The organism is Methanolobus sp. ZRKC4 (genome assembly GCF_045291305.1).
Classification (GTDB): Archaea; Halobacteriota; Methanosarcinia; order Methanosarcinales; family Methanosarcinaceae; genus Methanolobus.
Genome location: NZ_CP146983.1, coordinates 1,321,180 through 1,346,776, shown reverse-complemented (window position 1 = coordinate 1,346,776; position 25,597 = coordinate 1,321,180). Strand labels below are relative to the sequence as shown.

General features: G+C 39.3%; 26 protein-coding genes. 6 read left to right on the top strand and 20 right to left on the bottom strand.

What is annotated here, in order from left to right; translation table 11 throughout:
• Positions 1-18: 18 nt before the first annotated feature.
• From V7O67_RS07075 to V7O67_RS07060, 4 genes are all read right to left on the bottom strand, one after another.
• Positions 19-495: a hypothetical protein gene (locus tag V7O67_RS07075; protein ID WP_342305551.1), complete on the bottom strand. Its 477-nt coding sequence runs from the start codon at positions 493-495 to the stop codon at positions 19-21.
• Between the two features lie 5 nt (positions 496-500).
• Entirely contained in the window at positions 501-635 is a 135-nt protein-coding gene (locus tag V7O67_RS07070; RefSeq protein WP_342305552.1) for a hypothetical protein, read from the bottom strand.
• Positions 636-1,487, bottom strand: a complete 852-nt coding sequence (locus V7O67_RS07065) for a GIY-YIG nuclease family protein (RefSeq protein ID WP_342305553.1) — start codon at positions 1,485-1,487, stop codon at positions 636-638.
• 69 nt (positions 1,488-1,556) lie between these two features.
• Positions 1,557-2,516 carry a hypothetical protein gene (locus tag V7O67_RS07060; protein ID WP_342305554.1) on the bottom strand — a complete coding sequence of 320 codons (960 nt, stop codon included), beginning with the start codon at positions 2,514-2,516 and terminating at the stop codon, positions 1,557-1,559.
• A 399-nt stretch (positions 2,517-2,915) separates the two neighbouring features.
• On the opposite strand from V7O67_RS07060, the gene V7O67_RS07055 reads away from it, so the two are divergent.
• Complete coding sequence (locus V7O67_RS07055) at positions 2,916-4,127, top strand: FIMAH domain-containing protein (RefSeq protein ID WP_342305555.1); 1,212 nt, start codon at positions 2,916-2,918, stop codon at positions 4,125-4,127.
• A 31-nt stretch (positions 4,128-4,158) separates the two neighbouring features.
• On the opposite strand, the gene V7O67_RS07050 is transcribed toward V7O67_RS07055, so the two are convergent.
• Entirely contained in the window at positions 4,159-4,398 is a 240-nt protein-coding gene (locus tag V7O67_RS07050; protein ID WP_342305556.1) for a hypothetical protein, read from the bottom strand.
• Positions 4,399-4,652: 254 nt separating this feature from the next.
• On the opposite strand from V7O67_RS07050, the gene V7O67_RS07045 reads away from it, so the two are divergent.
• The 3 genes from V7O67_RS07045 (at position 4,653) to V7O67_RS07035 (ending at position 7,414) form a co-directional block, all read left to right on the top strand.
• Entirely contained in the window at positions 4,653-5,234 is a 582-nt protein-coding gene (locus V7O67_RS07045; RefSeq protein ID WP_342305557.1) for a tyrosine-type recombinase/integrase, read from the top strand.
• 491 nt (positions 5,235-5,725) lie between these two features.
• Entirely contained in the window at positions 5,726-5,944 is a 219-nt protein-coding gene (locus V7O67_RS07040) for a DUF3592 domain-containing protein (RefSeq protein WP_342305558.1), read from the top strand.
• A 501-nt stretch (positions 5,945-6,445) separates the two neighbouring features.
• Positions 6,446-7,414, top strand: a complete 969-nt coding sequence (locus tag V7O67_RS07035; RefSeq protein ID WP_342306525.1) for a tyrosine-type recombinase/integrase — start codon at positions 6,446-6,448, stop codon at positions 7,412-7,414.
• A gap of 225 nt (positions 7,415-7,639) precedes the next feature.
• On the opposite strand, the gene V7O67_RS07030 is transcribed toward V7O67_RS07035, so the two are convergent.
• From V7O67_RS07030 to V7O67_RS07000, 7 genes are all read right to left on the bottom strand, one after another.
• Positions 7,640-9,835, bottom strand: a complete 2,196-nt coding sequence (locus tag V7O67_RS07030; protein WP_342305559.1) for a P-loop NTPase fold protein — start codon at positions 9,833-9,835, stop codon at positions 7,640-7,642.
• Between the two features lie 275 nt (positions 9,836-10,110).
• On the bottom strand, positions 10,111-10,827 hold the full coding sequence (locus tag V7O67_RS07025; RefSeq protein WP_342305560.1) for a SprT family zinc-dependent metalloprotease: 717 nt from the start codon (positions 10,825-10,827) through the stop codon (positions 10,111-10,113).
• A complete protein-coding gene (locus tag V7O67_RS07020) occupies positions 10,827-13,952 on the bottom strand; it encodes an HsdR family type I site-specific deoxyribonuclease (protein WP_342305561.1) in 3,126 nt (1,041 codons plus the stop codon). Before V7O67_RS07020 ends, V7O67_RS07025 begins: the two co-directional genes overlap by 1 nt.
• A gap of 2 nt (positions 13,953-13,954) precedes the next feature.
• Positions 13,955-15,898: a DUF262 domain-containing protein gene (locus V7O67_RS07015; RefSeq protein ID WP_342305562.1), complete on the bottom strand. Its 1,944-nt coding sequence runs from the start codon at positions 15,896-15,898 to the stop codon at positions 13,955-13,957.
• Positions 15,895-16,668: a hypothetical protein gene (locus tag V7O67_RS07010; protein ID WP_406671333.1), complete on the bottom strand. Its 774-nt coding sequence runs from the start codon at positions 16,666-16,668 to the stop codon at positions 15,895-15,897. The genes V7O67_RS07015 and V7O67_RS07010 overlap by 4 nt, the downstream gene beginning before the upstream one ends.
• Positions 16,665-17,888, bottom strand: coding sequence for a restriction endonuclease subunit S (locus V7O67_RS07005; RefSeq protein ID WP_342305564.1), 1,224 nt, complete (start codon positions 17,886-17,888; stop codon positions 16,665-16,667). Before V7O67_RS07005 ends, V7O67_RS07010 begins: the two co-directional genes overlap by 4 nt.
• Positions 17,889-18,093: 205 nt before the next feature.
• On the bottom strand, positions 18,094-20,517 hold the full coding sequence (locus tag V7O67_RS07000; protein WP_342305565.1) for a type I restriction-modification system subunit M: 2,424 nt from the start codon (positions 20,515-20,517) through the stop codon (positions 18,094-18,096).
• A gap of 561 nt (positions 20,518-21,078) precedes the next feature.
• Between V7O67_RS07000 and V7O67_RS06995 the strand changes: the two genes are divergently transcribed.
• Positions 21,079-21,630, top strand: coding sequence for a TIR domain-containing protein (locus V7O67_RS06995; RefSeq protein ID WP_342305566.1), 552 nt, complete (start codon positions 21,079-21,081; stop codon positions 21,628-21,630).
• Positions 21,631-21,685: 55 nt separating this feature from the next.
• The gene (locus V7O67_RS06990; RefSeq protein WP_406671331.1) at positions 21,686-22,291 is read left to right on the top strand and encodes a hypothetical protein; all 606 of its coding nucleotides are present in this window, start codon (positions 21,686-21,688) and stop codon (positions 22,289-22,291) included.
• Between the two features lie 224 nt (positions 22,292-22,515).
• On the opposite strand, the gene V7O67_RS06985 is transcribed toward V7O67_RS06990, so the two are convergent.
• The 8 genes from V7O67_RS06985 to V7O67_RS06950 form a co-directional block, all read right to left on the bottom strand.
• On the bottom strand, positions 22,516-22,974 hold the full coding sequence (locus V7O67_RS06985; protein ID WP_342305568.1) for a hypothetical protein: 459 nt from the start codon (positions 22,972-22,974) through the stop codon (positions 22,516-22,518).
• A gap of 303 nt (positions 22,975-23,277) precedes the next feature.
• Positions 23,278-23,916, bottom strand: a complete 639-nt coding sequence (locus V7O67_RS06980) for a hypothetical protein (RefSeq protein ID WP_342305569.1) — start codon at positions 23,914-23,916, stop codon at positions 23,278-23,280.
• Positions 23,917-23,920: 4 nt separating this feature from the next.
• A complete protein-coding gene (locus tag V7O67_RS06975) occupies positions 23,921-24,097 on the bottom strand; it encodes a hypothetical protein (protein ID WP_406671329.1) in 177 nt (58 codons plus the stop codon).
• 27 nt (positions 24,098-24,124) lie between these two features.
• Entirely contained in the window at positions 24,125-24,277 is a 153-nt protein-coding gene (locus V7O67_RS06970) for a hypothetical protein (protein WP_342305571.1), read from the bottom strand.
• Positions 24,277-24,504, bottom strand: coding sequence for a hypothetical protein (locus tag V7O67_RS06965; protein WP_342304168.1), 228 nt, complete (start codon positions 24,502-24,504; stop codon positions 24,277-24,279). Before V7O67_RS06965 ends, V7O67_RS06970 begins: the two co-directional genes overlap by 1 nt.
• 97 nt (positions 24,505-24,601) lie before the next feature.
• A complete protein-coding gene (locus V7O67_RS06960) occupies positions 24,602-25,006 on the bottom strand; it encodes a hypothetical protein (protein WP_342305572.1) in 405 nt (134 codons plus the stop codon).
• Positions 25,007-25,291: a hypothetical protein gene (locus V7O67_RS06955; protein WP_342305573.1), complete on the bottom strand. Its 285-nt coding sequence runs from the start codon at positions 25,289-25,291 to the stop codon at positions 25,007-25,009.
• Positions 25,292-25,555 (bottom strand): hypothetical protein, encoded by a 264-nt coding sequence (locus V7O67_RS06950; RefSeq protein WP_342305574.1) that lies wholly within the window; start codon positions 25,553-25,555, stop codon positions 25,292-25,294.
• Positions 25,556-25,597: the final 42 nt, after the last annotated feature.

Below are 25,597 nucleotides of genomic sequence, written 5' to 3'. Positions count from 1 at the left end.
GAGCTTATTCCTCTTTTTTTATTTTTTTTTGTTTTTTCTGCTTAATTTATCTGATTTTGCTTTATCGTTAAATTCAGGCAGACAGTTGTACTTTTTAGCATAGGTTGCAAAACACTCATATTCAAATTTTGCTACCTCTCCCATTGTTCTTAAATCTTCAGGAGTATTAGATTTAACATCACATATGAATGGACGAACAGAAACAAAAAGTCTGTTTAGAAGATCTTGATAGGTCTGATACTTATACATAAACCGATCAGCTCCTCCATGCTTTGTCTTTCCGTTAATAGTGCTATTAAACTGCTTTAAACGACCTTTTAGTCCGTTTCGTGAGTTAGTCATACCCACATATTTAATTTCACGAATCCAAGTAAAATCTTGCTCAGACAAATCTGATTCCGAGAGAGCTATGCAATAAATTCCCGGATACTTAATATCAGGTAGGTTATTCCGGTCTTCCCATTTTATCCATTTAGTAAAATTACTCTTGATCATATGATTTATTTCTCACCCCATATGTTTTTACATTCACGGCATTGGTATAGTACTTGTGTTTTATACCCGGGATCTTGGATATCAACAATTGCTTTTACATTTTGAACTTGACATTCAGGACATATCATATTTTCAGCCATTTATTTTCCCTCCTTATCTTTTTGTCTTACAATTTCATCTAGTGTTTTACCTTCTTTGTCCTTCCAAAGCGTCCATCCATTAGCAGCTCTGCCTAGTACAACTGATGCCGACATGGATGGTGAAGAAAACGTAAAATCTTCTTGGTAAACATAGACACCATCTTCTTCCTTTACAATTCCCTTTTCTACTAAATTAGCTCTAAATGCTCGTACACTTGGTTGAAGAGACGTTGTTTCTTCTACGTTTGACTTTGATCCCTTGTTGACGACAAAACCTTCTTCAGTATATTCACCAACAGCATCAGCATCCTTGCTCTTACAATAGTATGTATTTTTCTTGCTACGTTTTGCTTGTTCGAAAATAGGATAACCAAGGGTAGCCATTATAATCTTTAATTCATCAAAGAAACGCAAAACAAAATCCCGGTCTTGATCTGTTAGAGATGATTTAGTGGGAGTATTACTATTTTCAAGAGTACATTTATTGACTAATTTAGCCTGCTCACAAGCATGATTTTCAAGATACTTGATATGAGCTTTGTTAAGATTATTTTTCTCTGAAACAAAACATATAGCTTGATTCCAAAAATCTTTCTTTTTGTGGTGATCATTTAAACGAGTTGTTAGTATTTCTGATTCACCAACATATACTTTTGGTTTTCCAACTTCGTCTTTTTCACCTATTAAGAAGTAAAGCCCCGGCTGTTCAAGCTCTGGTCTTTTCAAGCCAGCGTCTAACTTTGCTCGAGGAATAGAAACAGCTTTGACAATAGAATCAAAGAACTCGCATATTTTCACTCCCTGTGGATTGGCATCTGGCAGATAAATTGAAATTGTTCTTCCTATTGTCATGAATTGAACCTCTAAGAATATACTATAATTGAGAGATTTAAAAACAGATACTTAGCTATGTGTGAATCACTACTCTAAACTATTTATTATTTCAACTAATCGTTCAACATCTTCAATCGCTTTGATCACTTTATTTCTCTCAAAGTTTTTCTGATTATTATGGATTTTATTATTCCTAACATGGTATGCGTCGTTAATAGATGATATTAATTCATCATCTAATTCCTGTTTTCCTATAAATGAAATCGTAAATTTGATTTTATCCATTAGCTTAACGTTTTTAAATGTGCCTTCAAGATTGATTTCATCTTGTTCAGATTTTCTTCTAAAATAACCACTCAAAGCAGATTCTACGGAGATAAATAGTTCGATATATACTAAATCAAAATGATATTCTGTATAGTGGATCTTAGCCATTTCCAAATATTTCTTATCAATTCTTGTAGCTGAGGTTAAATCTTCTGTTACGAGGTTTATATGATCAAAAGACTTCAGTTCTTCTTCATTTCCAGTAATTTGCTGTATCTCTAAAGAAACAAGGTCCGTGTTTTCTGATTGATCCAATATCTCTCTCAAATTTCGGAGTTCTATGTAGTTTCCAAGATCAGAACTTCTAATTTTGTAGTCTAACTCTATTTTTTTGTCAAATAAGTCTTCCAATTCAGCCCGATTTTCACATTTTTCATTTTCAAGATCACTTAGGTAAGCTTCATAATATATATCAGAATCCATAAGTGCAGTTTCAATGTCGCTGATAGGTATACCCGTAACTTCTGAAATAACATGGTCAATTTCTTTTACTGTGAAATGAGATTTGTCAAATCGACTTTTTACTTCAGACACATTTGTTTCATATTTACAGTAGTATTCTGTAATTCCCTCATCTCTTTGGAGATCGGCATCAATTTCGACTATTTTATCCTGCATTAAAAAAATAAAATTGAGAATTGGATCATTTTCTGGTGGCAACTCCCATTTCCACTCTTTAACTGCAAACTTTCCAATTTGTATATAGCTATAATCACCCATTCGAACAACAAAATATAATTATTAGTTAAAATAAATTTTGTATTAGATATTCAACTTTTGTGTTAACAACAGACTTCTTAAAATTCTGAGTATCTATATTTCAAGATACCTATTACCCCGCACAATTGTGTGGGGATATATACAACGCGAAAAAAGTGTACGGTTTTGTAGTTACATGGCACAACCATATTTATACTTATTGAAAAAAACATGCTTAATAAATGATTAAACTGTTAACTTTTTAAGTAGCATTGTTTCGCAAATTATATCGTTGTTTAGAAAAAAAACATAATAGCATAGCATTTGAGTTACAATTAATTAATTAATAATTTGTAGGGGTGGGTGTAAATGCGAATTAAATACAAAATTTTGATTTGTATTTTGATGACTTTATTCATTATGAGTGTAGAAACTGTAGTTGCTAATGATTTTTTAGTCGCACAAGGTATCGAAGAACAGATAACTGTAAATGAATCACATCAATATGATCCTGTAATCTATAAAGATATAATTGCTTGGTATGATAATCGCAATGGAAATTGGGATATCTTCATGTACAATATCACTTCAGACACTGAATACCAGATAACAACCAATGAATCAGATCAACTTCTTCCGGCAATTCACGAAGACCTTGTAGTTTGGCATGATAACCGCACCGGAAATTGGGATATCTTCATGTACAATATCACTTCAGACACTGAATACCAGATAACTACAAATGAATCAGTTCAACGCCATCCTGCAATCTACGGAGATAGGATAGTATGGACTGATTATCGTAATAGTAGTCTAGGGGACATCTATATGTACAATATCACTTCAGACAATGAATCTCCTGTGATTGAATACTATCAATCCCAATGGGTTCCTGCAATCTATGGAGACAGGATAGTATGGGAGGATGTACGCAACCTGAACAAGGACATCTACATGTATGATATGATTTCAGGTAACGAAATTCAGATAACCACGAATGAATCTGATCAGCGTATTCCTGCAATTTATGAAGACCTTATAGTTTGGTATGATTACCGTAATGGTAACACTGATATCTACATGCATAATATCACTTCAGGTACTGAACAGCCGATAACTACAAACGAATTTTATCAATCTGAGCCAGCAATCTACGAGGATAGGATCGTCTGGACTGATAACCGAACTGGAAATTGGGATATCTTCATGTATAATATCACTTCAGACACCGAATACCAGATAACTACAAACAAATCTATCCAAGCCGCACCTTCAATCTACGGAGATAGGATTGTATGGACGGATGGACGAAATGGAAATGTGGATGTATACATGTTCACTTTGGATGTTATTGAAAAGAATCCGGCAGAAGCGATTGGAAATCTCAAAGAACATGTTTTTGGTCTGCATGATACAGATGCTTCCACCAAAAAAGTCCTCAATGTCAAACTTGATAATGTAATCAAGAAGCTTGATAAAGACGATTATGACAAGGCTATCAAGAAGCTTGAGGATTTCATAAAATTCGTTAATGAGATGGTAGAGGAAGAAAGATTGGATGCTTCTCAGGCTGAGTTTTTAATTGACCAAGCTGAGAGAACCATTAATCTGATACAGAATTATGATGGGTAATTTACCCTTCTTTAATTTTTTTGCCTAGCCTTCAGATCAAATACTCAATTATTTTCCTCATTTCCTTAGTATTCAGGTTAAACTCTCCTTCTCTTACCCTGTCCTTTAATTTATTCAATGTACTCCTGTACTTAATCCCAACTTTCCTAGCTTCAGCAGGAGTTAAACCAAGAACAAACTCCCTTATCTTTTCAATATCATGATAAGTCTCAACAGTATTACTCTCAAGCTCCTGCATCTCAACCTTGTTAGCTTCCTTACCGATATACACGCATCCTTTAGGTTGCAGATGTCTCCTTTGCAGAATTCCTGTATCCCCTTCAAATTTGGATTCTGGATGGTCGATGTAATCAAGAAATACATCACTTAATGGTTTCCAGTATTCTCTCCCCTGGTGTTTAAGAAATACTAATTTTGTCTTGTCGTTTTATCCTATAACGACAAGTTTTTGCTGCAGAATCCAGAGATATCTCCTCAGGTAGAACCATAAAAATTAATAGAATTTTGTTGTTTTAATAAAACAGCATGATTTCAATCACCTCAAAACAGACCGAGCCTATCCTAGTCAATGGTGTAAGAGTCCTAGGACCTTATGAGATAGATCAACTAAGAGATAGTATTCCACAAATGTATCTTAAAACTATCTTTGATGTCTGCTTCTGGTCTGGGATGAGATATGTTGAGGTACAGAGGTTGCACGATCATCCTGAGTGGTGGTGGAAGATTCGCAAGACAATCCATCTTCCAGAGGAAGCCCAGAAGAAGGCCAAACGAAAACAGCTTGAAAGGTATGTGCATCCCATCCCTGGCCAGCTGGAGAATGTCCTGGACTATTTCTTCAAGAATAAAAAACCTCCTTCAAGATCTGCCTGGAATGAGAACCTTTTGAGATGGGGTGAAAAATCCGGCCTGAACTCATTAGGGTTGAGTAGCAAAACCACCAGAAAAAGTATAGAGTCCTGGATGATCACTGCAGATATCCCAATTAACGTGATTTGTCTACGCCAAGGACATGATAGTTTGACATCTATGCTTCATTACCAGGGCTTGCCTTTCACAGATGGTGAGAAGGTGGAGATCCGGAGGAGATTGGCAGGTTGGTATTAGTCCAATTTTGAAACTGCCAAGACATGGATATTCATCCAATAATGAAAAAAGAGTAAAGTCATTAAATATTTGTGCAGTTCTGCAAGCAACCTGGACGAGATACTCGATTAAAATGTTCAAATTGCTCCAGTTGCACACTTATAAATGGATATAGTAAGCTGAAAAAACAGAACTTATAATCTTTATTTTGTAAGTCTGTTTATTATATCTTTAAGTAAAAAGAAATTCAAAAGTACTTACATGGAGAAAAATAGATTATTTCCATTAGGTCGAATTATATTACGTGATCGTGCTTCACATTTATCAATAGCAGCAATTATCATGTTTTGGGGGCTTGATGAAATAAAAAGTTACTTCGGTTATACATTGACTAGAAGAGGGATTGTTCCAGTAACTGAAGATCTTCTATTATCACAACAAAAATTGGTCATAATTACTATAGTGGAATAATTATGCTTGTTTGGAGAGTCCTTTTATTTTGGGCATTATATATGCGAGGAGTAGAAGTCACCGGCCATATTTCATTGGAATATATTCTTTCCAAAAAAAGAGTTGAATATAAATATACGTATCAAGGAATAGAATATTGGAGAGGAAACGCTTTAAGTCATTCTATTTATACAAATTGTTTTAATGAGGGTGACGAAGTTACACTGCTTGTTGATCCGCAAAACCCTAATCGAGCTGTAATCAAAGACATTTATTTTTGAAGGTATCCATTTCAAAATGCTTCCCACATTTCCAATCTTTCCCTTACATGAGCATTCAGAGCAAATGGCTTATCAGCTTCAGCATTCTTCTTCATGGAATTTCTGGTTTATACCCGATGTTTTCAGTCTTGGGATAATCGGTAAAATGAAGTTTAATGAACTAAAAAATGATCCTGCCCTTCAGGAACTATTCCGTATGATGGGGATTGAAAGCACAAAGAACATTGGAAGGTTATATTTCTGCATTTGTATTGTTCACAGAGTTTACAAGTTTGTCTCCTTCCAAGCTTCTGCATATTGCACAGCATGAGTATGATGATGGAGTAAGGCCACATATGATGACACATTTCAAGATGATTGAAAGCTTCAGGGAACATCTAGATGGATTGACAACTACTATGAATACTTCCCTATGCATCAACCAGTATAAGATGCTATGTCAATAAGATATGGTCATTCTTTTCGACGTACTATTTACCTGTTCCAGCATCTTTGCGCAGTGTGGAAGTACGTGCAAGACCAAAAAAAGAAAATCAGAAGTTGCCCGATCGTGAACTAATCTTGAAGGCTATTAAGATAGCATCGATAAGAAACAAAGCTATCATTTTGGTAGGAATTGCATCAGGTCTCGCTGCATCAGACATATGTAACCTTACTGTCCAGGATTTTAGAGATGGATATGACCCTGTGACAGAGATTACAACACTCTCTTTGAGGAGACAGAAAACACAGATCGATTTCACTACTTTCTTATCTCCAGAGGCATCACGAGCTGTGAATACTTACCTTATGAAAAGAGAACAAATGTTCAAAGATAGTTCAGATGGAGAGAAGTTGCATGAGGCAATAAAGGTGACTCTAGATAGTCCATTGTTCATCTTGGAGAAGAAATTCGGAAGATACCTACGTAACAAGGAAGAGTTTAATCGTGCTCTGATATCAGGCTTGATTATTGAGTTGTATAAAGCTATCGCAAACAAGGTTGAGGATACAAGGCGACCAAGTACATTTAGATTGATGTGTAGTCACAACATGAGGAAATACTTCAGCACAACACTAAGGAATGCTGGAGTCGATGGTGATGTCATTGAACATATGATGGGGCATACATTGGGTGCAGTAAAACAGGCATATGTAAAATTTGATACAGAATTCCTGAAGAAGGTTTATATGGAGAACTACCTTGCTTTACTTATTGATGAGAGAGCAGACGCTTCAACTTCTCCTGAGTTCAAAGTTCTAAAGGAAGAGAACAAGGAACTCAGTGACCAGAATGATGCAAACCGTTCATTAGCATATCAAGATAAGGGACGTGCTACAGATTTAGAAGAGGAAAAAGAAAAGCTTATTAAGTCTAATGAAACACAGAAGAAACTGGTGGATGCGTTCATGAGCGATCCTTCTATACGTGAGCTTATGGGTAAGATTATGGAGCAAACAGAAGCACAGAAAGAGGAAAAGGAAGGCTGATTTTTTCAGTTTCTCTTTTTATTTTACCACAACTTAATAATAGATACATAAAAGCACCTTTTTATGAGTTGCCCACCTTGGCCAAAGGCGATGTGCTTAAGATCCATTCTCATAAGAGTTCGTGAGTTTGGATTTCATTTGCAATCTTAATTTTCAGATGTTAATAATGATATCGCAAAGTCCACATATTTTTGAAATTGCATAAATATACGATTGTTTTTATAGTTATGCAAAATAATTGATCTGAGGATAAAGTACGCCACAAACATTCATATTATGTTCTATCCTGAAACTTTCAATTTCTGATTTAGCAACAATTGGATTGACAGAGAGATGTTGCCGAATTTTGGCTAGTTGTTCAAAAGCATTGGGTATGTGATTATTGAAATGTGACTCCTCTGTGTCACCAAAGACTTCCATAAGTGTTATAGCATAACATAAATAGGCTATTAATTCTTTCCTCAACGATACTAATTCCAAATAATTCTCGTTAATGTATCTTGATTCTCTGTTTTCAGTTGATATATAGTTAGAATAAAAAACATTAATGGCGTCATAACTTAACGCATTACCTGATTCATCTAGTTGCTTTTCAAAGTTATACATTTGATTAATAAAGTGTGCTACTTCTTCTTTCAATTCTATATTTTTAGCTTTCATAGATGTTGCATATATCTTTGATTTCATATCATCTAGAATTAACATACGAGATATATTTGCAAGATTGTTTTTTTCAGAAGAGAACTCTGCAGAATCAACAATATCTCTGCATATACGAATCAGCTCACGGGCTAATCCTCCAGACATACAAAAACAGAAACACATAAATGGAACTGGCATCCCTATTACTCTTTTTTTGATGAGTTCTTTTGCTTCTTTAAGATTAAGATAGTCTACATAAATGGTACCATCAAAAGAACTATCAAACGCATCACGGAAAGGTAAACCTCTTCTTTCAAAAGCACTCATTGCGTTTTCTGAAAGTGAAATCAAATAGTAGCAGTTTTCTATATTGAATATTCCCTTTATCTCATTTAAGAATTGGTGAGCCTTTTCATTTGATGATATTTTGTCTAGTTCATCAATTCCTATAATGAATTTATATTTTCTGGCTAAACTTCCTACAAAATCACGATAACCATTGACTATTTCAGGTAAACTTGACTGGTTTTTAGATAGGATTTTTGCAGATTTTATATTGCTTTCTAATCCCATAGGAAGCTTTAGGGAACCTGACCAACCAGATGAATAACTACTTTGGAACCTTATGTTATCAATCCATTCACTTGCTTGTTCAAAATGAGTGGTTATACCTCTCATAAAATAAAAAAGTCTAAAAGTTTGCAATGTTGTTATAAATGCTGCACATAAAAGAAGAAAACCTATACCCGAATTAATTTCATTTAACATTATTTGATGTTCCAAATAATTCATCTGCCACAACATAGCAATATAATTTCTAATGAAGATATAAGACCCTGCTGTAATTAAAAAGATGGTCAGTACGAAATATACAATCATCATTCGTTTGTATTTTTTCAATATAGAACTGCTATCAGTCCTTTTTAGATATAATCTACTACCACTTTCATGTTTAATTACTTCCTCACATACTTGTAGGAATAAGTATAATATGAAATCACGTGATTCATATTTCACGGGTACAGAGACTTGAATAGGTATTGTTTTGATCTTACCATCTGTGGACGTAGAAGATTTACAAAATGAATCAATCAAAGCTGTTTTCCCAGCTCCACGTGATCCAGTAATACCTAAGCTTCCATGTGGCATGAGATTTAGCCATCGTGCAAGTTTTTCTTTAGATTTTCTTGATACTTCAAATTTAGGTTCAAACACTTCTGCTAAACCTTGATAATCGATTTTTGGTAACGAAAAGTTAAAAGCTTCTTTCAATTCTTCATTAATTAAAAGTCTTAATTGAGGCAAGATTCCATTTAGTAAAATAGTTCTATGTATTTTGCTTTCAATTTCTTCCATTTCTATTATCATTTTCTCTGGTTTTTCAACTTCATGGATATTTTTGGATCTATGTACCATAAATGCTATGGCCATACTAGCAAATATTGATAGTTCTATATTTGTATCAAAACCCATAACTGGAATGAATATAGTAATAACAAAAACTATGAAAAGGGCAGAATAAAAAGACACATAACGCGGATATCTTTTTTTAAAAATTGGGAGATAAACTGTACTTTCACGAAGTTGTTTATTTAATCTATTAAACTCATCAACTTCATCGCTAAATGTCAACAAAATATCATCTTTTTTTTTTTCGATTTTTGATTTAAAATAATCTTTTTCAAATCCTGTCTTTGAAATATTTTCTTTAATTTCTTTGATTTCAAGTGCCTCTTCAATGAGTTTATCAAAATGAAGTGAATATTTTTTTGATTGCATAATTATTTCTCTCAAAGTAATATTCAAAAAACAAAAATCTAATACTATATTTTTTGATATTGATTTCTAGTTTTGTATAACTTTTCTCTGATTATAAATAAATATTATGAAATTAAAGGCTTTGTAGAAACCTATTAAACTCAACATCATAGGATGAAATAGTTACTTATTATCAATTTCATTTAATACATTTCTAATTATTGCATACTTAAATCAGCAATCAAATATCGAGGTTTTCTACAGAGCCAATTTCTTCTAATATATTACTTTCCTAATTAATAATTCCAATTCTCATGGCTAACTGGCAATTGATTTAGCTTATCTCTATAGAATTGCCATTTTGGCATGAACTTGTCCATTAACGAAATAAAACGAGAATTATGTGTCGGCTCCAGCAGATGTGCCATTTCATGCACGACTACGTATTCAAGGCATTCATGTGGCTTTTTGGCAAGTTCGGTGTTCAACAGGATATTCCGTGCTTTGTGATTACAGCTTCCCCATTTTGTTTTCATTCGCCTTACAAACAAACGCTCCACTTTCACACCCATCAATTGCTCCCACTTGGATATCAAAGGGCTTACCGTTTTCCTGAGCTGGTCACGGTACCATGCATCAAGAACAGCTTGCTTTTTTTTATCATCTGCTCCGGGTCGCACTCGCAGAATCATTTTTTTATGTTTCAGTTCAACTGAAGGAGCTTCATTGGCTTCGATGATCTTAAGCATATAACGCCTCCCCCAGACGTAATGACTTTCACGATCAAGATATTCACGTGGAGTTTCACGCTCCTGCTCTTGAAGCTTTGTCTGTTGCTGTTTTATCCAGCTAAGTTTGGATATGGCAAAGATGCGTATCTTATCAATATCCATTCTTAGAGGAGCAGATATCTTTACTTTGCCATGGGGAGGGTAAACGCTCAGGTGTATGTTCTTTATGTCCTTGAAGACCACTTCTGCTGTTATTTCGCCCAATTCGATCTGTTTGAACATTAATATTCGTCCTGTGCTTTGATGATGAGGAAAAGACGCTCAACCTCATCGACATCTTGCAGGATATCAAATAGCGCTTGTTTTATGACATTTTCGCGTGGCTCGACATCACGCCAGTCATCAGAACGTACATGTTTGACAGTTTCATCGATTCTTATTGCAAGGTCAAGGACCGGGTCATTAGATGAAGTGTATCTGGCGTTTCCTTCTGATATATCCCCGGTTTTATGTCCTGGTATTTGTATGTTGTTATAGAGCGCTCGCAATGCAGGACTTGCTTTGAGTTCTTCCGAAGTGTCATCCTCTTGCCCTGATTCCACTTTCTTTACCAGTTCGGCAATTTGCCTCAAATATTCTTCATATTCGATGGCCTTTGCTTTTCTTGCTGCTATGATCTCATCCAGCAGAGCTGACATTTTTTCATAGTAGGCCGGATCATTCAGGTGTTCCTTGAGAATCCTGCGGCGGACGTTGTTCTCAATTATCTCAGCCACAGCATTCTTTTTACCTTTCAAACTTCCAAGCTGTGTATCAATGGCTTTATCGATGCCGGTCTTAACAATCAGTTCCAGCAATGGAAGGTCATCAAACGATGAAACCTTCTTGGGTTCTGTTGCCTCGATGTAGGTATCGATGAGATGACGCATGTCTGCTTCGTAGGCTTTAAGGTCGAGAGTTTCGCCGCTGGCTCGGCGAATTATCTCACGAATCATCAGATAATGATCGATCTGCTGCTTGATATGGTTGATCTTTGCTTCACTGTAGCCTGCGGATTCCATTTCATCTGAGATGTTAGAGTAAGAACGAACTAGTGAAGCTGTTGCCTTGTAGAGAGCCACACGCTGGGTTTCATGTTCCTGAAGGTCCGTTGGTATCTCAGTATTACCACAGAAGTAGTGGATATGTTCCAGTTCACCTTTTGGTGATTCGACTGGTTCACATAGAAGTGCCAAGGTCTCCAATGCATTATCAAGACGTTCCTTACCTTTTTTCAGGCGGTCCTGCATTAGAACTTCCGGAACTGCACCCTCGGCACTGTGGTCCAGTTCGGAGGAATAGACCTGTAGTGCTCCGGTGCCTTTGTCGTTGACAAGGTTCTTGAAAAGGTCCTTGTAGTCCACGATATAACCGAAATCCTTGTCTTCTCCATCCAACCGGTTCGTACGACAGATAGCCTGGAATAGGCCGTGATCCCGCATTGACTTGTCTATGTAAAGATAGGTGCATGGAGGTGCATCAAAACCGGTGAGGAGTTTGTCTACCACGATAAGCAATTTCATGTTTGCCGGCTCTTTGGTGAACAGGTTCTTTGCTTGCTCTTCATAGGTTTCTGTCTTTGTCATTCCGGGTCTGGTTTCGATGTCCTTGAGAAGTTCAGTGTAGGTATTGTATATGGATTCTTTAGCGGTATCGGTGTTTGCACCTGTATCCTCTTTTGTTATATCCCTGGCTAGTGGATTGTAGGATGTCACCACAGCACATTTGCTTTTGAAAGGTGTTTTCTGGAATAGGGCGAAGTACTTGCAGGCTTCGTAAATGCTTGATGCAACAAGAAGGGCGTTACCACGATTACTGGACAGGCGAGGTTTCACACTGAAATCAAAGATGATGTCATTTACCACTTTATCCATGCGTGAGCGTGAACTCAGCACTACCTGCATTGTACCCCAGTGCTTTTTTAGTTCGTCTTTCTGCCAGTCGTTGAGTCCTCTGGTCTTTGCCTCGAACCATGCATCGATCCTCTCTTCTGAACCCAGATTCTGGTCTATGTCACGTGCTTCATAGAGCAGGTCGAGTACGACGTTGTCCGCTACTGCCTCGCAGAATTTGTAGGTGTGTATGTAGCCACCGAAGATTTCCAGACTGGTCTTATCTTTCTTGAGCAGGGGTGTGCCGGTAAAACCAATGAACACGGCGTTTGGCATTATTGCTTTCATGGTTTTGTTTAGTTTTCCATTCTGGGTACGATGACATTCATCCACGAAGACAAAGACTTCACCTACGGTCTTGCTTGGCTGGGCTTTCAGATCCTTGATAAATGCATCGAAGTCATCCACATCCTTTCTACCGAATTTGTGGACCAGGGAACATATCAGGCGTGGTGCTGCCAGAGAGAGCAAACTCAATAATTCCTGACCGCTTGTTGTACGTTTGATATCTTCGTCGGCTTCGGTGAATACACCCTCTATCTGCTTGTCCAGTTCATCACGGTCGGTGACAATGACCACACGAGCATTGGGATTGTTCTCCAGTATCCATTTGGCCAGCAGTACCATGACGATACTCTTACCACTGCCCTGTGTATGCCAGATTATACCGCCTTTATGCTGGCAAACATGTTTCTGTGCAGCCTTGACACCGAAATACTGGTGCACTCGTGGTAGTTTTTTGATGCCGCCGTCAAAAAGAACGAAATCATACATCAGCTCAATGAGCCGGTCCTTACGACACATCTTGATAAGATACTTGTCAAGCTTGAAACGGCTGTCATCCTCTTCATCTTCCTTCCACTTGAGGAAATATTTTTCTGGTGTACCAATGGTCCCATACATCAAACCTTCGGAATCGTTGCCAGCAAAAATGAACTGTACTGTGCTGAAAAACCATTCATTGAACTCAGGCCGTTGGTTAGAAATATTCTGACGGATGCCATCTCCTATGCTCACCCGACTGTTCTTCAGCTCCAATACTCCAATGGCTATTCCGTTCACATAGAGCACTATATCCGGTCGACGCTCTCTATTCCCCTTGAGAGTGACCTCTTCAGCAATGGCAAAGTGATTATCTTCAGGTTCTTTCCAGTTGATGAGTTGTACGGTTTCTGTGACCTCGTCTACCTCGGTCTTTACAGGGACCCCATAACGCAGCAGGTTATAGACAGCCTTGTTGTTACCATAGAGTCCCTGGTTGTTGTTACCTGCATCTTTTTTCAGCCTGTAGAGTACCTTTCCAATCTGCTTTTTAGTATAACCCTTCCTTTCCAGCCAGTCGCCGAGCAGTTTTTCCTCGATATTGCTATTCCCTTCTCGGTCAATCCAATTACCGAGATAGTCGTAGCCAAGTTCATTATGGAACAGGGTAATTATGCGATCCTGTGTTTTACGCTCAGACTGGCCGATTGACATTATCATTCCTCTTGTGCTAGTATTTCTGTTTTCACGTATTGTTTGAAGTCTTCGATTGCTGTGAAATAAAGATAGCCAGCCTGATTGGCAATGGAAGTTACCTCAGCACCTTCATTTAGTAAGACAGCAACAGGTCGGCTGAGTTCTTCCTGGATACCATTGGGCCAGGCAAGATCGAACACTGCCTTTTGTTCTCCGGTGGTGCTGTCAGCAAAATCGTAACCAAGTTCACCTGGCGGAAGACTCTGTTCTCTAACCCAATTGTTTAGAGATACTAACTGTTCCCTTTCCTCTTCGCTGGAAAAGCCGCCAACGGATATTGTAGATGAAACTGTTGCTTTTGCACCTGTCAACCAGCGTGTATCCCCATGTAGTAATTCTTCCATTCTCATGTTCACTTCATCTGCTAACAGTGATTTCCTTGCTTCGAGGAAATCTAAGTAGTTCTCGATCCTCCATAGAGTGGTGTCAGCAGGAATCCACTGGGATGCCAGTGCATCAGGATGTGCTTGTTCAACTTCCTGGAAATACTGCTCTGGGAAACGATCACTTATGACAAGATTTGTGTCCTTTGTGAGGAAACAGAAGTTAGCCAGAGCATTCACCTCTGAGCGTTTATGATCGCGTTTGTATAGCTGGGCTTTTGGGAAAATATGATGGACTTCAAGTTTACTCATTTTTCCCAGTAAACTTGATCTGAGAGGAAGTCCAGTACCCCAATCACGGGCCTGTCCCATTCTTGTTAGCATGTAAAGCACAGGATAGAAACGTGCACCAAGACTCCAGCTTGCGAAATGCCCGGGCTCTACCAGCAATCCACCGTTCCAGAGACGTAATTGATCTAGTAGCTTGTCAAGTCCACCATCCGGCCCTTCCAGTGCTGCCAGATCTTTATCGATGAATGATTCAGTTGAACCTGAAAAGCGTCCCCACATACCGGCTTGAGCGAACCAGAATAAGAGCTTATCCCGTTCAATCTCATCCATTGGACCACTTCGCTGGTCAAGGTATCTTACCATCACAGGAACCCCATACTTACCGAAGAAGACCTGGTTGTGATCCAGTCCCAGACGTCCACTTATCAAATTCAAGCAGGTGTTAATGTGTTTGATAGCCTTCTTGAGAGCATCCTGAATTTCTTCAGCATTCTTATCATGCAAATACTGAAACTTAGCTTCACCAGTTAGTACCGTGTTTACCGAACGTAGTAACCAGTCGATATTGAAGTCATAACCTGCATCCTCCCACTCTTTCAACTGTGCTTTCATAGTATCTCGTGCAGCAGGCCATTCAGCACAAATCTTTGCCAGAGCCAGATCACCTTTTGAGAGCTTGGTTCCACCACTGTTCACCCGGTTGAAGATGTCTACCACTACGTCCAGAGTCTTGTCTGTTCCTGTTACTTCTTCTATATGAAGCTCTACGTCTTTTATGGCTAGCAGATGGCCCAGGCGACCAATGTATTCACCTATTTTAGGTGCGAGTTCCGGTTGTTTACTAAGTTGTGCAATTAACGCACCGACACCATCATTTCCCTTCTGCATGAGCTCCGTAACATCAATCCAAAGTGGATCATCTTTCATTTTCATTGGCAGGTAAAACATGAAGATTTCCTTTTCAAGATGGAAGCGCAACCCAGTGAAAGTCTTAATGCTGCCATCGAAGAACTCAGGAGCATGTCCTCGTATCACACCATATAAAGATGTCATACGCTGCTGTCCATCAAGCAAGAGTTTAACCACACCGGCTGCTAACTCTCCATCTCCACGATGAGCTGCTGTCCTGGACTCAGTGGCCCATACCAGCAATCCACCAATAGGATGTCGTCGGTAAAGTGAATCAAAAAGCCCACGTACCTGATCTCTGTTCCAAACATAACCCCGCTGAAACTCAGGCAATGCCATATGTCCGTTATCAATATAGTCGAGAATAGTAGAGATCTTCATGTTTCCACACCTTGTAAAATGTCTTTAGGAACCCAGATCCATCCTTCACTCAAGGGTACGGAATCCTCCGGGCTTATAAGATTCTCAGGATTATTTGTAAAAATGTAAGCTATAAGAGCACAGGTAAGTGCATCCATTTTGTCCTGGTTATCAGTTGGTTGATTTGCAATCTGTTGGCGTAAAGCATGTATTGACTCAGAATCCTTGCAAGCTGCCGGATAAGCTTCAATCGCAGTCAGCAACCCCCCATCATTCCACACACCACACCGCTCAACTTCTGGAGCGAACTTAGCCAAAACATGCATACCTTTGGTAGCCTGACTACCGATCATATCTTTAACAGATGACAACGGACTAAGTCTATTTTCAATCGGGTAGCATTTAGTCTGACAGTACAGACAGCGTTCAGTCTGACGATACAGGTAAGGATTTGTGGCAGAACGCTCCAGCGATTCTACGAATTTTAAACCATTCACCAATTCCACAAACTCAACAGAAAATCCCAGTGGTGCATCTATGGATAGAGTTATATGCTCACCATTAGCAGGTAGATTTGCGGCGCACAGGGAAAACAGTTTTCGAATAAATTCCGTTGCATTTTTAGCTTCGTTAATAAAAGGCCGAAGATTACCACGCCACGGTTTGCCCACGATACCTAATGAGGGGTTAAGAATTACAATAGCATCACGGCTATTTTTATTCTTGTCGCAGTTCCACCCACCGACATCCCAGCCAATGAAGAAGGAGTAGGGTATTTGTGTACTACTCATACCAATCGAATCCTCCCTGTAAGCAGTTCCTGCATCATCCCTTGCTTGAGCTTGCGAGTCTTGGCAAGCTTTTCCTCTAGTAAGGAAAGCTCTGCATCCATGTCGCAGAGGATAGCAGCAATAGCGTTTTGTTCTTCAATAGTAGGGGGTAAATACAAGTCAAGCCCAGAGAATTCATTACCATTGATCCCTGGTTGACCACTCCGCATAGACATCATGCGAACCCAATTCCAGTATCTTGCTGTTTTTGTAAAAGCCGCAAAGAATTCAGGACACAGCTTTTCACAATTGATTTTGGCTCTGATGAGGAAACCAGCAAATACAAGTTCACCATCTTTTATGTTGTAGAGATAGGTTTTTCCAACACTCGCACCTGTGCGTGCAAAGACAATTTCGTGTTTGTCAAGAAGGTAATTCATTGCAAGTGGGTGATCAACAGCAATTTGATTATCTGGCGTAAACCTACCATCATCATCGATATCAGTTATTCTAAGATAGGTTGGAAGGTTCCCTGAATAAGGAACACCGGGAGCGTTTATTCCATAATCTGGATTTCCTAAAAGACATTCTCGCAGAGAAAAATCAATCCACTCTCCACTAAACCCCGGCAACCGCTTCTTCCCTGTCAGCAACTCCTGCATGGCACCCTGCTTGATCTGGCGTTTCTTGGTGATGAGCTGCTCAAGTGATTCAATGAGGGCATCCGCATCGGTCAGTGCTTGGGCGATGGCTTCTTGTTCGTCTTTGGTGGATGGAACTGGAATCCTATATTTTGCAATGGAAATACCAGTTAATTGTGGAATACCACCACTTTCTGTAAAGATTTTCACTCTATGATTTATATATTCAGTTAAGAAATTAGCATCAACATTTTTCACGGGAAATAAGACTAACAATCTACCAATCGCACCAAAGCTACCTCTTCGTGTGAATGCTATCCCTAATCCCACACCTCTGCCTACAATAGTTAAACTCTCTCCATTGTATTCTGAAATATTGTAAAAACCATACAGTCCTTCATTTGTAACTGTATTTGAGAAAACAGGATATTTGAAAATATCATCTTGGTATGTAGAATAATTCTCTTCTTTCAAATCTCTACCAACCGATATCGAAACTAAATCTCCAATGGGCTGAACCTTCCAATCCTCAGGAATCACTCCCACCTCAGTCTGCTTATATCCAGCCGGAATGCTCTCAGCTATACACTCCGCACTCATGTATGTTCCTCCCACCTAAGTTGCATCCTAATTATGCCAGATTTAACTGAATTAAAACGGAATCCGGATAATTGGTCAACTGTTTGCGGACTAATTTTACACACCCTAGATTTCGCAGACATCGTCTGCGGAATTTGCTGTATCTCCTGATGCATCTGTGTGCAGAGATCCACGAGTTGTTGAAAGCCGTAATCATTCTCAGAGTTCATAGCTTGAACCCCATCCTTTCCAGGTGTTGGTTCACTTTCGACTCCAGCTCAGCCACACGCTCTGTCATCTGTGGCATTGGAGTTTCGTAGCGTTCTGCCAACTCTTTCACACGCTGAGTAAGGGATTGGCTGATACGGTCCATCTCCCCATGTATGTCTGAATCAAGTGTTGAAAGCCATTTGTCATCCACCACCAGCGTTTTTATCTCGTCCTCGCTGAGTTTAGGATATTGAGCATAGGTCTTTGTATCAAGGGCAGTTTCGGCATCCTTGAGACTCTTCTTAAGGCCAGCTTCTTCGTTGGCCAGTTTCAGCCAGGCATTGAGTACAGCAACTTCATCCTTTGCCTCCTTCTCACCTTTAATCTCTTTCAGGCGAGCAGTGACATTGGCTTTGTTCACTTTGTCCAGTTCGGAAAAAGCGCCATCTTCGCCTCCGTGTTCTTCTTCAAGCTCGGTCTTGCTGGCGGTAACGCTTTCCATTTCAGCAGTGATCTGGTCGATAGCTTCCTGCTCTTTAGCGAAGTAGCGAGTCACGATAAGCGGCTTAGGCACAAGGTCGCAGGTCCAGCCTTTATCCTTCTCTTTACCTTTCTTGTCCTTCTCAATTATGCGGTAGGTCTCAGCTGTCCAGCCATCGGCGGAGATGAAATAGCAGTCGTCCTGCATCGTTTCAACCCAATAGTCCATCAGGTGTTGATACACATCGTATTGGTTAATGAGCGGCTTACCATCATAGTGAGTAAGCAGGTTCTCAGAAAGCCCAGCTATGATCTCCTTCGGGTGGGATCCAGCCTCCAATTGTCGAAGCTTTGTAGATGATATCGCACGCCACTGGGCAAAATGCTCGTTCATGCTGGCAATGAAGTCTGCAAACTCAGGATGTTGGTAGATCGTGGATTTGATTGCTGATTTGTCAACAATAAGCTCCATATAACCGGGACGTTTTTCTTTGAACAGAGCCTGCTGAAGCTGCGGACAGACATCCCAGTAACGCTTAAGTGAATCTATATCAGCGCAAGGAATACCTCCGTGCAGGTGCCCTTCGATATCCTGAAGGTCCTCAGCCTGTTGACTGTCAATATAACGGGGAAGATTCAGGTTGAACTCGTTCTTCTCGATCTCCTCTAAGCTGACCATCCGTGAATATTTAGGAACCTCAGCCTGCCTTGTGAAAATATCAACTATCTTGTGTATATCCTGGGCACGAAGACGATTCTTAGGTCCGTCCTTCATGAAACCCGCACTGGCATCTATCATGAATATGCCTTTACGAGCCTGGGCATTTTCCTTGTCAATAACAATAATGCAGGCCGGAATACCCGTCCCATAAAACAAGTTGGCGGGAAGACCAATGATACCTTTGATGTAACCTTTGCGTACCAGTGCACGACGAATGTCAGCCTCGGCATTGCCACGGAACAGCACTCCGTGTGGCAAGATGCATGCACCTTTGCCTGTACTCTTAAGGGAACGGACAATATGCAGAAGATATGCATAATCTCCTTGTTTTGCAGGTGGAACTCCAAAGGGCTTGAAACGCTCATAAGGGTCATCGAGAGGTGCCAGCCCGGTACTCCATCGTTTGTCACTGAAGGGGGGATTAGCCACAACATAATCAAAGGTCTTGAGAATTTCTTTAGTTTCGCTATTCTCCTTTATTCTCTCCTTAAACTTTGGATCAGCTAAGGTATTACCCTGCGCAATAAGAGCCTCAGCATTGTTATGCAGAATCATGTTCATGCGAGCAAGACCTGAAGTCGCAGCATCTTTTTCCTGACCGTTCAAAGTCACCTTTGTTTTTGCCTCGTCTGCAACCTTCAAGAGCAATGAACCAGAACCACAGGTGGGATCATATACGGAGGTGGCACTTGTAGTCTCTGCATTGCGGATACCGATAATCTGCGATATAATGCGACTGACCTCAGATGGAGTATAGAACTGTCCTTTGCTCTTGCCACTCTCTGTAGCAAAGTGTCTCATGAGGTATTCGTAAGCATCACCAAGAATGTCATCATGTTCAGCACGATTCTTTGAGAAGTCAAGCGCAGGGTTCTCAAAGATGGCGATAAGATTGGTGAGTCTTTGTACCTTTTCTTTTCCACTACCCAACTTTGACTCGTTGTCGAAATCCGGCATATCTGACAATTGCTTATTGGCATTGACCAATGGACCAATAATTTTCTTATTGATCTGATCGCCAATATCCGGTTTGCCCTTAAGTGCAACCATGTCCTTGAAACTCGCACCCTGTGGAATCTTAATGGGAGCGAAAGGCATGTCAGCGTATTTGTCACTGACGTACTTAATGAAAAGCAGAACGAGAACATAGTCTTTGTACTGGCTAGCATCCATTCCGCCACGAAGCTCGTCGCAACCGGACCAGAGAGAGGAGTAAAGTTCGGATTTTTTTAGGGCCATGTAAGATCACCAATGATTGTTGACTTTGAGATGGTTGCTTGAAAATGAGAAAAACTGTTGCAGATTGAAAGTATTGTTAACGAACTCTGAATGTTTGGGACGATATTAATGGTATATTCCTCTTCGCCCACATTCCACATATAATCTGAAATGTGGTTTTCGTTTTGGTTCATGCTTTTTCAACCTTTTATATAGTACTATCCGATGATGATAGTCAAAAGTAATAAATGTGTTCATTTTACTAAGAATATTACATAGTTTCAAGTTGAAAAATGCTTGTAAAAAACTTGCCGAACCGAGATTTTGGGGGCGAAGGGCAAAGAGTGTCTGAATGTTTTGTAATAATGACAGCTTAATTGTTTACATCATTTTTTTTTGAAGTTGTTATGTAGAAAATAACACCCAGCTTTTAAAGTCAATTTTTACTTCTTAAGAGTGAAATGTTTATAAACGCAAAATATTACCGATGCACTTAATATAAATTTAAATAGTATAAATACATACAATATAAATATATTCTACTGTACATTTATAAAACAACATAAGTTAGAGTGATTTACAATGCCAACGAAAGTGCACAAAGTATTTGTTAGCTATCATCATGCAAATGATCAAGACTATCGAGACAAATTTGAAAAACTAATAAGCGATTCAAACATTTCTGTGATAAAATCTGTCCAGATTGGAGATATTGATTCAAATTTGCCAACGGACACAATTAGGCGAAAAATAAGAGATGATTACCTAAGTGACTCGACAGTTACTGTTGTATTGATAGGTGCTGAAACATGGAAGAGAAAGCATGTTGATTGGGAAATAAGTTCTAGTATCAGAGATACTAAAAACAGCTCCCGCTCTGGATTAATAGGTATTTTACTTCCAACATATCCACGTTCCTCTAAAGATAGATATAACCAATATACGATACCTCCCAGACTTTATGAGAATTTAAAAGAGGAATGCGAGTTTGCTAAGATTTACAATTGGAACGAAGATCCTAAAATAATTCAAAAATGGATACATGAAGCTTTTGATCGCAGGAATATAATAGATCCAATTAACACATATCCTAATTTCGCAAACAATCGCACTGGAACTTGTTGGCAATATTAATATGAATGAAACAATACAATTTGTTGATTTTCATTATAATTCTTCGTTTATCATAATGAAAATGAACATATGGATTTTACTTTTTATTGCCGGTGTCTATCTGATATTGCATTTTGGAATTCTTAAAAAGATTAAATCCAATCCAGAACTTGCTGAAATATCATTTAGCTTGAAAGGTCCACGTGTAAAATACAAAATTCAGCGAAATTATGAAAATCTGGAAATAGCTCATAGAATATACACAGAACTCATTACAAGAAAAGCAGCCAATCCTATTGATTATGAGCATGATGTTATAAAAGAAATCTATGATTCCTGGTATCAATTATTTAAAGTTACAAGAGAAGAATTAAAACAATTATCTGGTAAAAGTCTTCAAGACAGAAGAAATTCAGATCAATTGATTCAGATGTCAACTGATATATTAAATATGGGATTAAGACCTCATCTAACAAAATATCAGGCAACATTTCGAAAATGGTATGAAGAAGAGTTAGAGACAGAAGGAATGAAAGGCCAAAGTCCTCAAATGATTCAGAAAAACTTTCCAGAATATACTGAGTTGATAGAATCAATGAGAGAAGTGAATCAACTGCTAATAGATTATTCTGAACAATTGCATACGTTCATAATTGGAGAATGCGGGACTTTGAAGAAATAACTTAAAACTTATAGTTTTGTTTGACTCTGTAGAAAAACTATATAAATATCATCTTCTGGTATAATTAAATAAGATAGGCTAATATCAACGGTACATCCGGTGTAATTGTGCACAATTATTTATCCCATTATTTAGAGGATTTCTACAGAGCCGAAAAATCTTCAATTGCTACGCTTGCCATACTGCTAGTATAACATCTCTTACTTTCCTATGGAAAGGAGCTATCATATGACAATACCTTCTTCATTCATCTTTCCAAAAAACCATTTTTTAAAATCATTTACGTTTGAGAATTGATACCGTGGAGCCATGTTTTTCCAATTTGGCTCAGAACCTTTTCTAAGCATTTTCACAGCAGAGTCTACATGGTCTGCAAATCTCTTATTTCTGAAATCTTCGAGATAGATATCTAATCCCCTATCTATTTCAGAATCCGCTTTTTTACTTGCCTTCTTTTGCCGTTCCAAGACCTCAAGCTCAGCAAGCTTTGATCTGAGCTCAGATAATTCCTGCTCCCTCTGGGAAATAGTAAGCTGTACATATTCTAGCGGAGATACATCTTTCAGTACCTGCTGGATTCCTGCTTCCAAAACTTCCGAGAAGCTTTTGTTATGGAGTGATTGAGTTGATTCAAATGATGATTTTAAATAAGGATCAATAGAAGTTGTAGTTTTAATTTTCATATAATGCCACCTCCTACATTTCGTGTCGATTTTCAAATTGAATAATACCCGGAAAAAAACGAGAGCCGCATACGTACGTATGGGTACGTACGCATGCCAAGGCAACAAAGCCTCGGCTCAGTTACCTCTTAGGCTACGCCGCAGCATAGCGATACGTGTTAGAGGTCCGGAGATTTATGGGATACGTATGGGTACGTATTCGTATTCAAGTTCTCGAAAATCACACTCCTATCTTAGTCAAAGCATTCCAGAGGAAACATAGGAGATCCTTCTGGAAATAATCATAAAAAATATCCAGGACTATCATGCTGTCACTTCCTGGACTACAGGCAGATATGCCTCAATCACATTGGCTCTTATCTTCGACCAGTTTATACAGCCCTTTGGCATCTTGAAACCCACAACTGGCTTCACATGTCTTACGTTCTGGAAGATCCAGCCATATACATGCATATCCTTCTCAAAAAAGAATGGACTTAGATAGTGACACTCTGAATATGCAGCAAACTTCTCCGGGTTGTTAAAAGGAATCGTTCCGGATATATCCACCACACACAGAATCTTTCCATGGGGAAGTGTGGAGATCTTCCTTCCCAAGACCTCCTCGAAGTATTTGCGATCCTTCCTTCGAACATTTCCCCGGGTTGCATAGATTGCCACTGGTCCTCTATAGTGGCAGTTTGTGGACCGGATATCCAATACCTTAATTCCCATGGCAATAAGGGAAGCCCATGGTTGACGTACTGCAAGGACCTTCATGACTTCCTCTGGAGCATCCAGAGGACATTCTCCCATGTTTCCAGGGATTTTATTGGTAAGGCCACAATACCAGCTGATACGAGGACCTCTTACGGTGTCAATCTCTTCAGGTAGAAGATGTTTGCATTTTACTTTCCTGCAGAGGCCTGTTGCAGGATGTGCTCCTTTTAGTGGTCCTGTCATTGCATCACCCCCTTGATTTCTTCTCTTCGTTTGAGATCCTGGTATCTGCAGATGTAGTGACCACAGGTAGAACAGGCTCGAATGTGACTCTTAAATCCTCGGTGCTTGACCCTTCGGATCTTCCTGTGGCAAGCTTTGGCAGCTTGCTGTAAAGATTGGTCTTCTTTAACATCCAGCTCAATGTCTGCATGGTTTAGTACGTCAGACATCAGTAACACCACACATCATCTGTTGGGTATTCTGCCCGCTCTTCGCAATAAGAAGAATAACAAGGAGAGCAAAGCAGACCCTCGTCGGTCATACGTGCGTTCTTTGTAGTGAAGCCACAACGAGCACAGATAGGAATATTAGGAGCTGCCATCAGTACACTACCTCATAAAGGTCTAGTATTTTGGTCAGTGTTCCCCTGGCCATCTTCAACTGGCTGCACACATGTCCTAGAGACTTGCTTTCAAGGTACAGATCCACAGCCTCCTCTCTGCGCTTAACAGGTATATTTTTGAGTGGTTCTGCAGGTTTTCTTTTTGTGATCTTCTGGAACCTTTTCCAGTTGATCATCTCTTGTTGAGTAAGCTCGAAACCAGACATCAGTACACCACCTCGTTTACTTCTTGATCCTGGCTATTATCTGGATCCTTGAAATTCTCACGTGAATAGATCTCTATGAATCTCTTCCAGCAGCACATTACTCATCACCTCCCTCAGAGGGTTCTGGAGCAAGATATTTGCTGTAGTGTTCTATGTACCTGGCACGTGTGGCCTTCCATCCTGCCAGCAATGCAAATAATATAAGCAGCAGCATGAATCCTGCGTAGATCTGCATGGCCATACCAAAGGGAAAATAGAACACATACCCTATTGTGAGAACTGATCCGGAAACAGCACCAAGCAAAAAATGATAAGCTTCACGATAGTTAACAATCTCAGAAGTGAATGGTCCATCTTCTGGTTTTGGTGCATCCTTGATTTCCTGCAGCTTCTCTGCAGGTATGCCTGTAAGCTTGCTAACAATACGTACTTCCATTGTAATTACAGGAATATGATCAGGGAAGATCTCAGCACAATCAGAACAGGGTTGATCAGAGATCATTCAGATCACTCCCAATGATTGAAATACAACGGCACTAAATGTCCAAAAGTACAAAATTGACAGGATTATTATCCCTAAACGGACAGCAGCTTTTGAATAGCCATATAATTCTGCTTTCCACCCAGGAACAATCTCCAGCCAGGACACGTGTACACAGTCATCATCTATGCGAATGTTGGCGCTGGATATCTGGTCAGGATGTAATCCTAGGATGATATTAGAACCAGTCTCATTGTCTGGGTCTGCAATTACCCAGCGAACACGTACGTCAGGAGTAAGTTTCATTTACTCTCCCTCCTGAAACTCTGCTAGTACCCGAGGGACGTAATCAAGGCCGAGCTTTGCAAGTTCTGTTCTTTTGAAATCCTCGATATCTTCACGGGTAATTAGAGGAGATGTAAGAGCGGACCCCATGGGGATTGTGGTACGAGTGGGGTTTATTAAACAAGGGTCCGCCGTTTCATTGTGAAGTACTGCATCTATGCGAGATCGCAGGATAGAAAAGTATGCATTCAGGCTTGCAGTTTTTAAATTTACTTCTGCAAGCATGATGTCAAGATCTCCTTGATCTAGAAGTGCTAAGTTTTCGAC

Bases quoted from the DNA above. Each gene is read 5' to 3' on its own strand.
- V7O67_RS06985 (WP_342305568.1), bottom strand. From the start codon at position 22,974: ATGAAAATTAAAACTACAACTTCTATTGATCCTTATTTAAAATCATCA.
- V7O67_RS07055 (WP_342305555.1), top strand. From the start codon at position 2,916: ATGAGTGTAGAAACTGTAGTTGCTAATGATTTTTTAGTCGCACAAGGT.
- V7O67_RS06950 (WP_342305574.1), bottom strand. From the start codon at position 25,555: ATGCTTGCAGAAGTAAATTTAAAAACTGCAAGCCTGAATGCATACTTT.
- V7O67_RS07025 (WP_342305560.1), bottom strand. From the start codon at position 10,827: ATGTTCAAACAGATCGAATTGGGCGAAATAACAGCAGAAGTGGTCTTC.
- V7O67_RS06970 (WP_342305571.1), bottom strand. From the start codon at position 24,277: ATGGCAGCTCCTAATATTCCTATCTGTGCTCGTTGTGGCTTCACTACA.
- V7O67_RS07040 (WP_342305558.1), top strand. From the start codon at position 5,726: ATGCGAGGAGTAGAAGTCACCGGCCATATTTCATTGGAATATATTCTT.
- V7O67_RS07000 (WP_342305565.1), bottom strand. From the start codon at position 20,517: ATGGCCCTAAAAAAATCCGAACTTTACTCCTCTCTCTGGTCCGGTTGC.
- V7O67_RS07075 (WP_342305551.1), bottom strand. From the start codon at position 495: ATGATCAAGAGTAATTTTACTAAATGGATAAAATGGGAAGACCGGAAT.
- V7O67_RS07005 (WP_342305564.1), bottom strand. From the start codon at position 17,888: ATGAGTGCGGAGTGTATAGCTGAGAGCATTCCGGCTGGATATAAGCAG.
- V7O67_RS07065 (WP_342305553.1), bottom strand. From the start codon at position 1,487: ATGACAATAGGAAGAACAATTTCAATTTATCTGCCAGATGCCAATCCA.
- V7O67_RS07060 (WP_342305554.1), bottom strand. From the start codon at position 2,516: ATGGGTGATTATAGCTATATACAAATTGGAAAGTTTGCAGTTAAAGAG.
- V7O67_RS06955 (WP_342305573.1), bottom strand. From the start codon at position 25,291: ATGAAACTTACTCCTGACGTACGTGTTCGCTGGGTAATTGCAGACCCA.
- V7O67_RS07045 (WP_342305557.1), top strand. From the start codon at position 4,653: ATGATTTCAATCACCTCAAAACAGACCGAGCCTATCCTAGTCAATGGT.
- V7O67_RS07030 (WP_342305559.1), bottom strand. From the start codon at position 9,835: ATGCAATCAAAAAAATATTCACTTCATTTTGATAAACTCATTGAAGAG.
- V7O67_RS06995 (WP_342305566.1), top strand. From the start codon at position 21,079: ATGCCAACGAAAGTGCACAAAGTATTTGTTAGCTATCATCATGCAAAT.
- V7O67_RS07015 (WP_342305562.1), bottom strand. From the start codon at position 15,898: ATGAAGATCTCTACTATTCTCGACTATATTGATAACGGACATATGGCA.
- V7O67_RS06960 (WP_342305572.1), bottom strand. From the start codon at position 25,006: ATGATCTCTGATCAACCCTGTTCTGATTGTGCTGAGATCTTCCCTGAT.
- V7O67_RS07070 (WP_342305552.1), bottom strand. From the start codon at position 635: ATGGCTGAAAATATGATATGTCCTGAATGTCAAGTTCAAAATGTAAAA.
- V7O67_RS07020 (WP_342305561.1), bottom strand. From the start codon at position 13,952: ATGTCAATCGGCCAGTCTGAGCGTAAAACACAGGATCGCATAATTACC.
- V7O67_RS06990 (WP_406671331.1), top strand. From the start codon at position 21,686: ATGAAAATGAACATATGGATTTTACTTTTTATTGCCGGTGTCTATCTG.
- V7O67_RS06965 (WP_342304168.1), bottom strand. From the start codon at position 24,504: ATGTCTGGTTTCGAGCTTACTCAACAAGAGATGATCAACTGGAAAAGG.
- V7O67_RS07010 (WP_406671333.1), bottom strand. From the start codon at position 16,668: ATGAGTAGTACACAAATACCCTACTCCTTCTTCATTGGCTGGGATGTC.
- V7O67_RS06980 (WP_342305569.1), bottom strand. From the start codon at position 23,916: ATGACAGGACCACTAAAAGGAGCACATCCTGCAACAGGCCTCTGCAGG.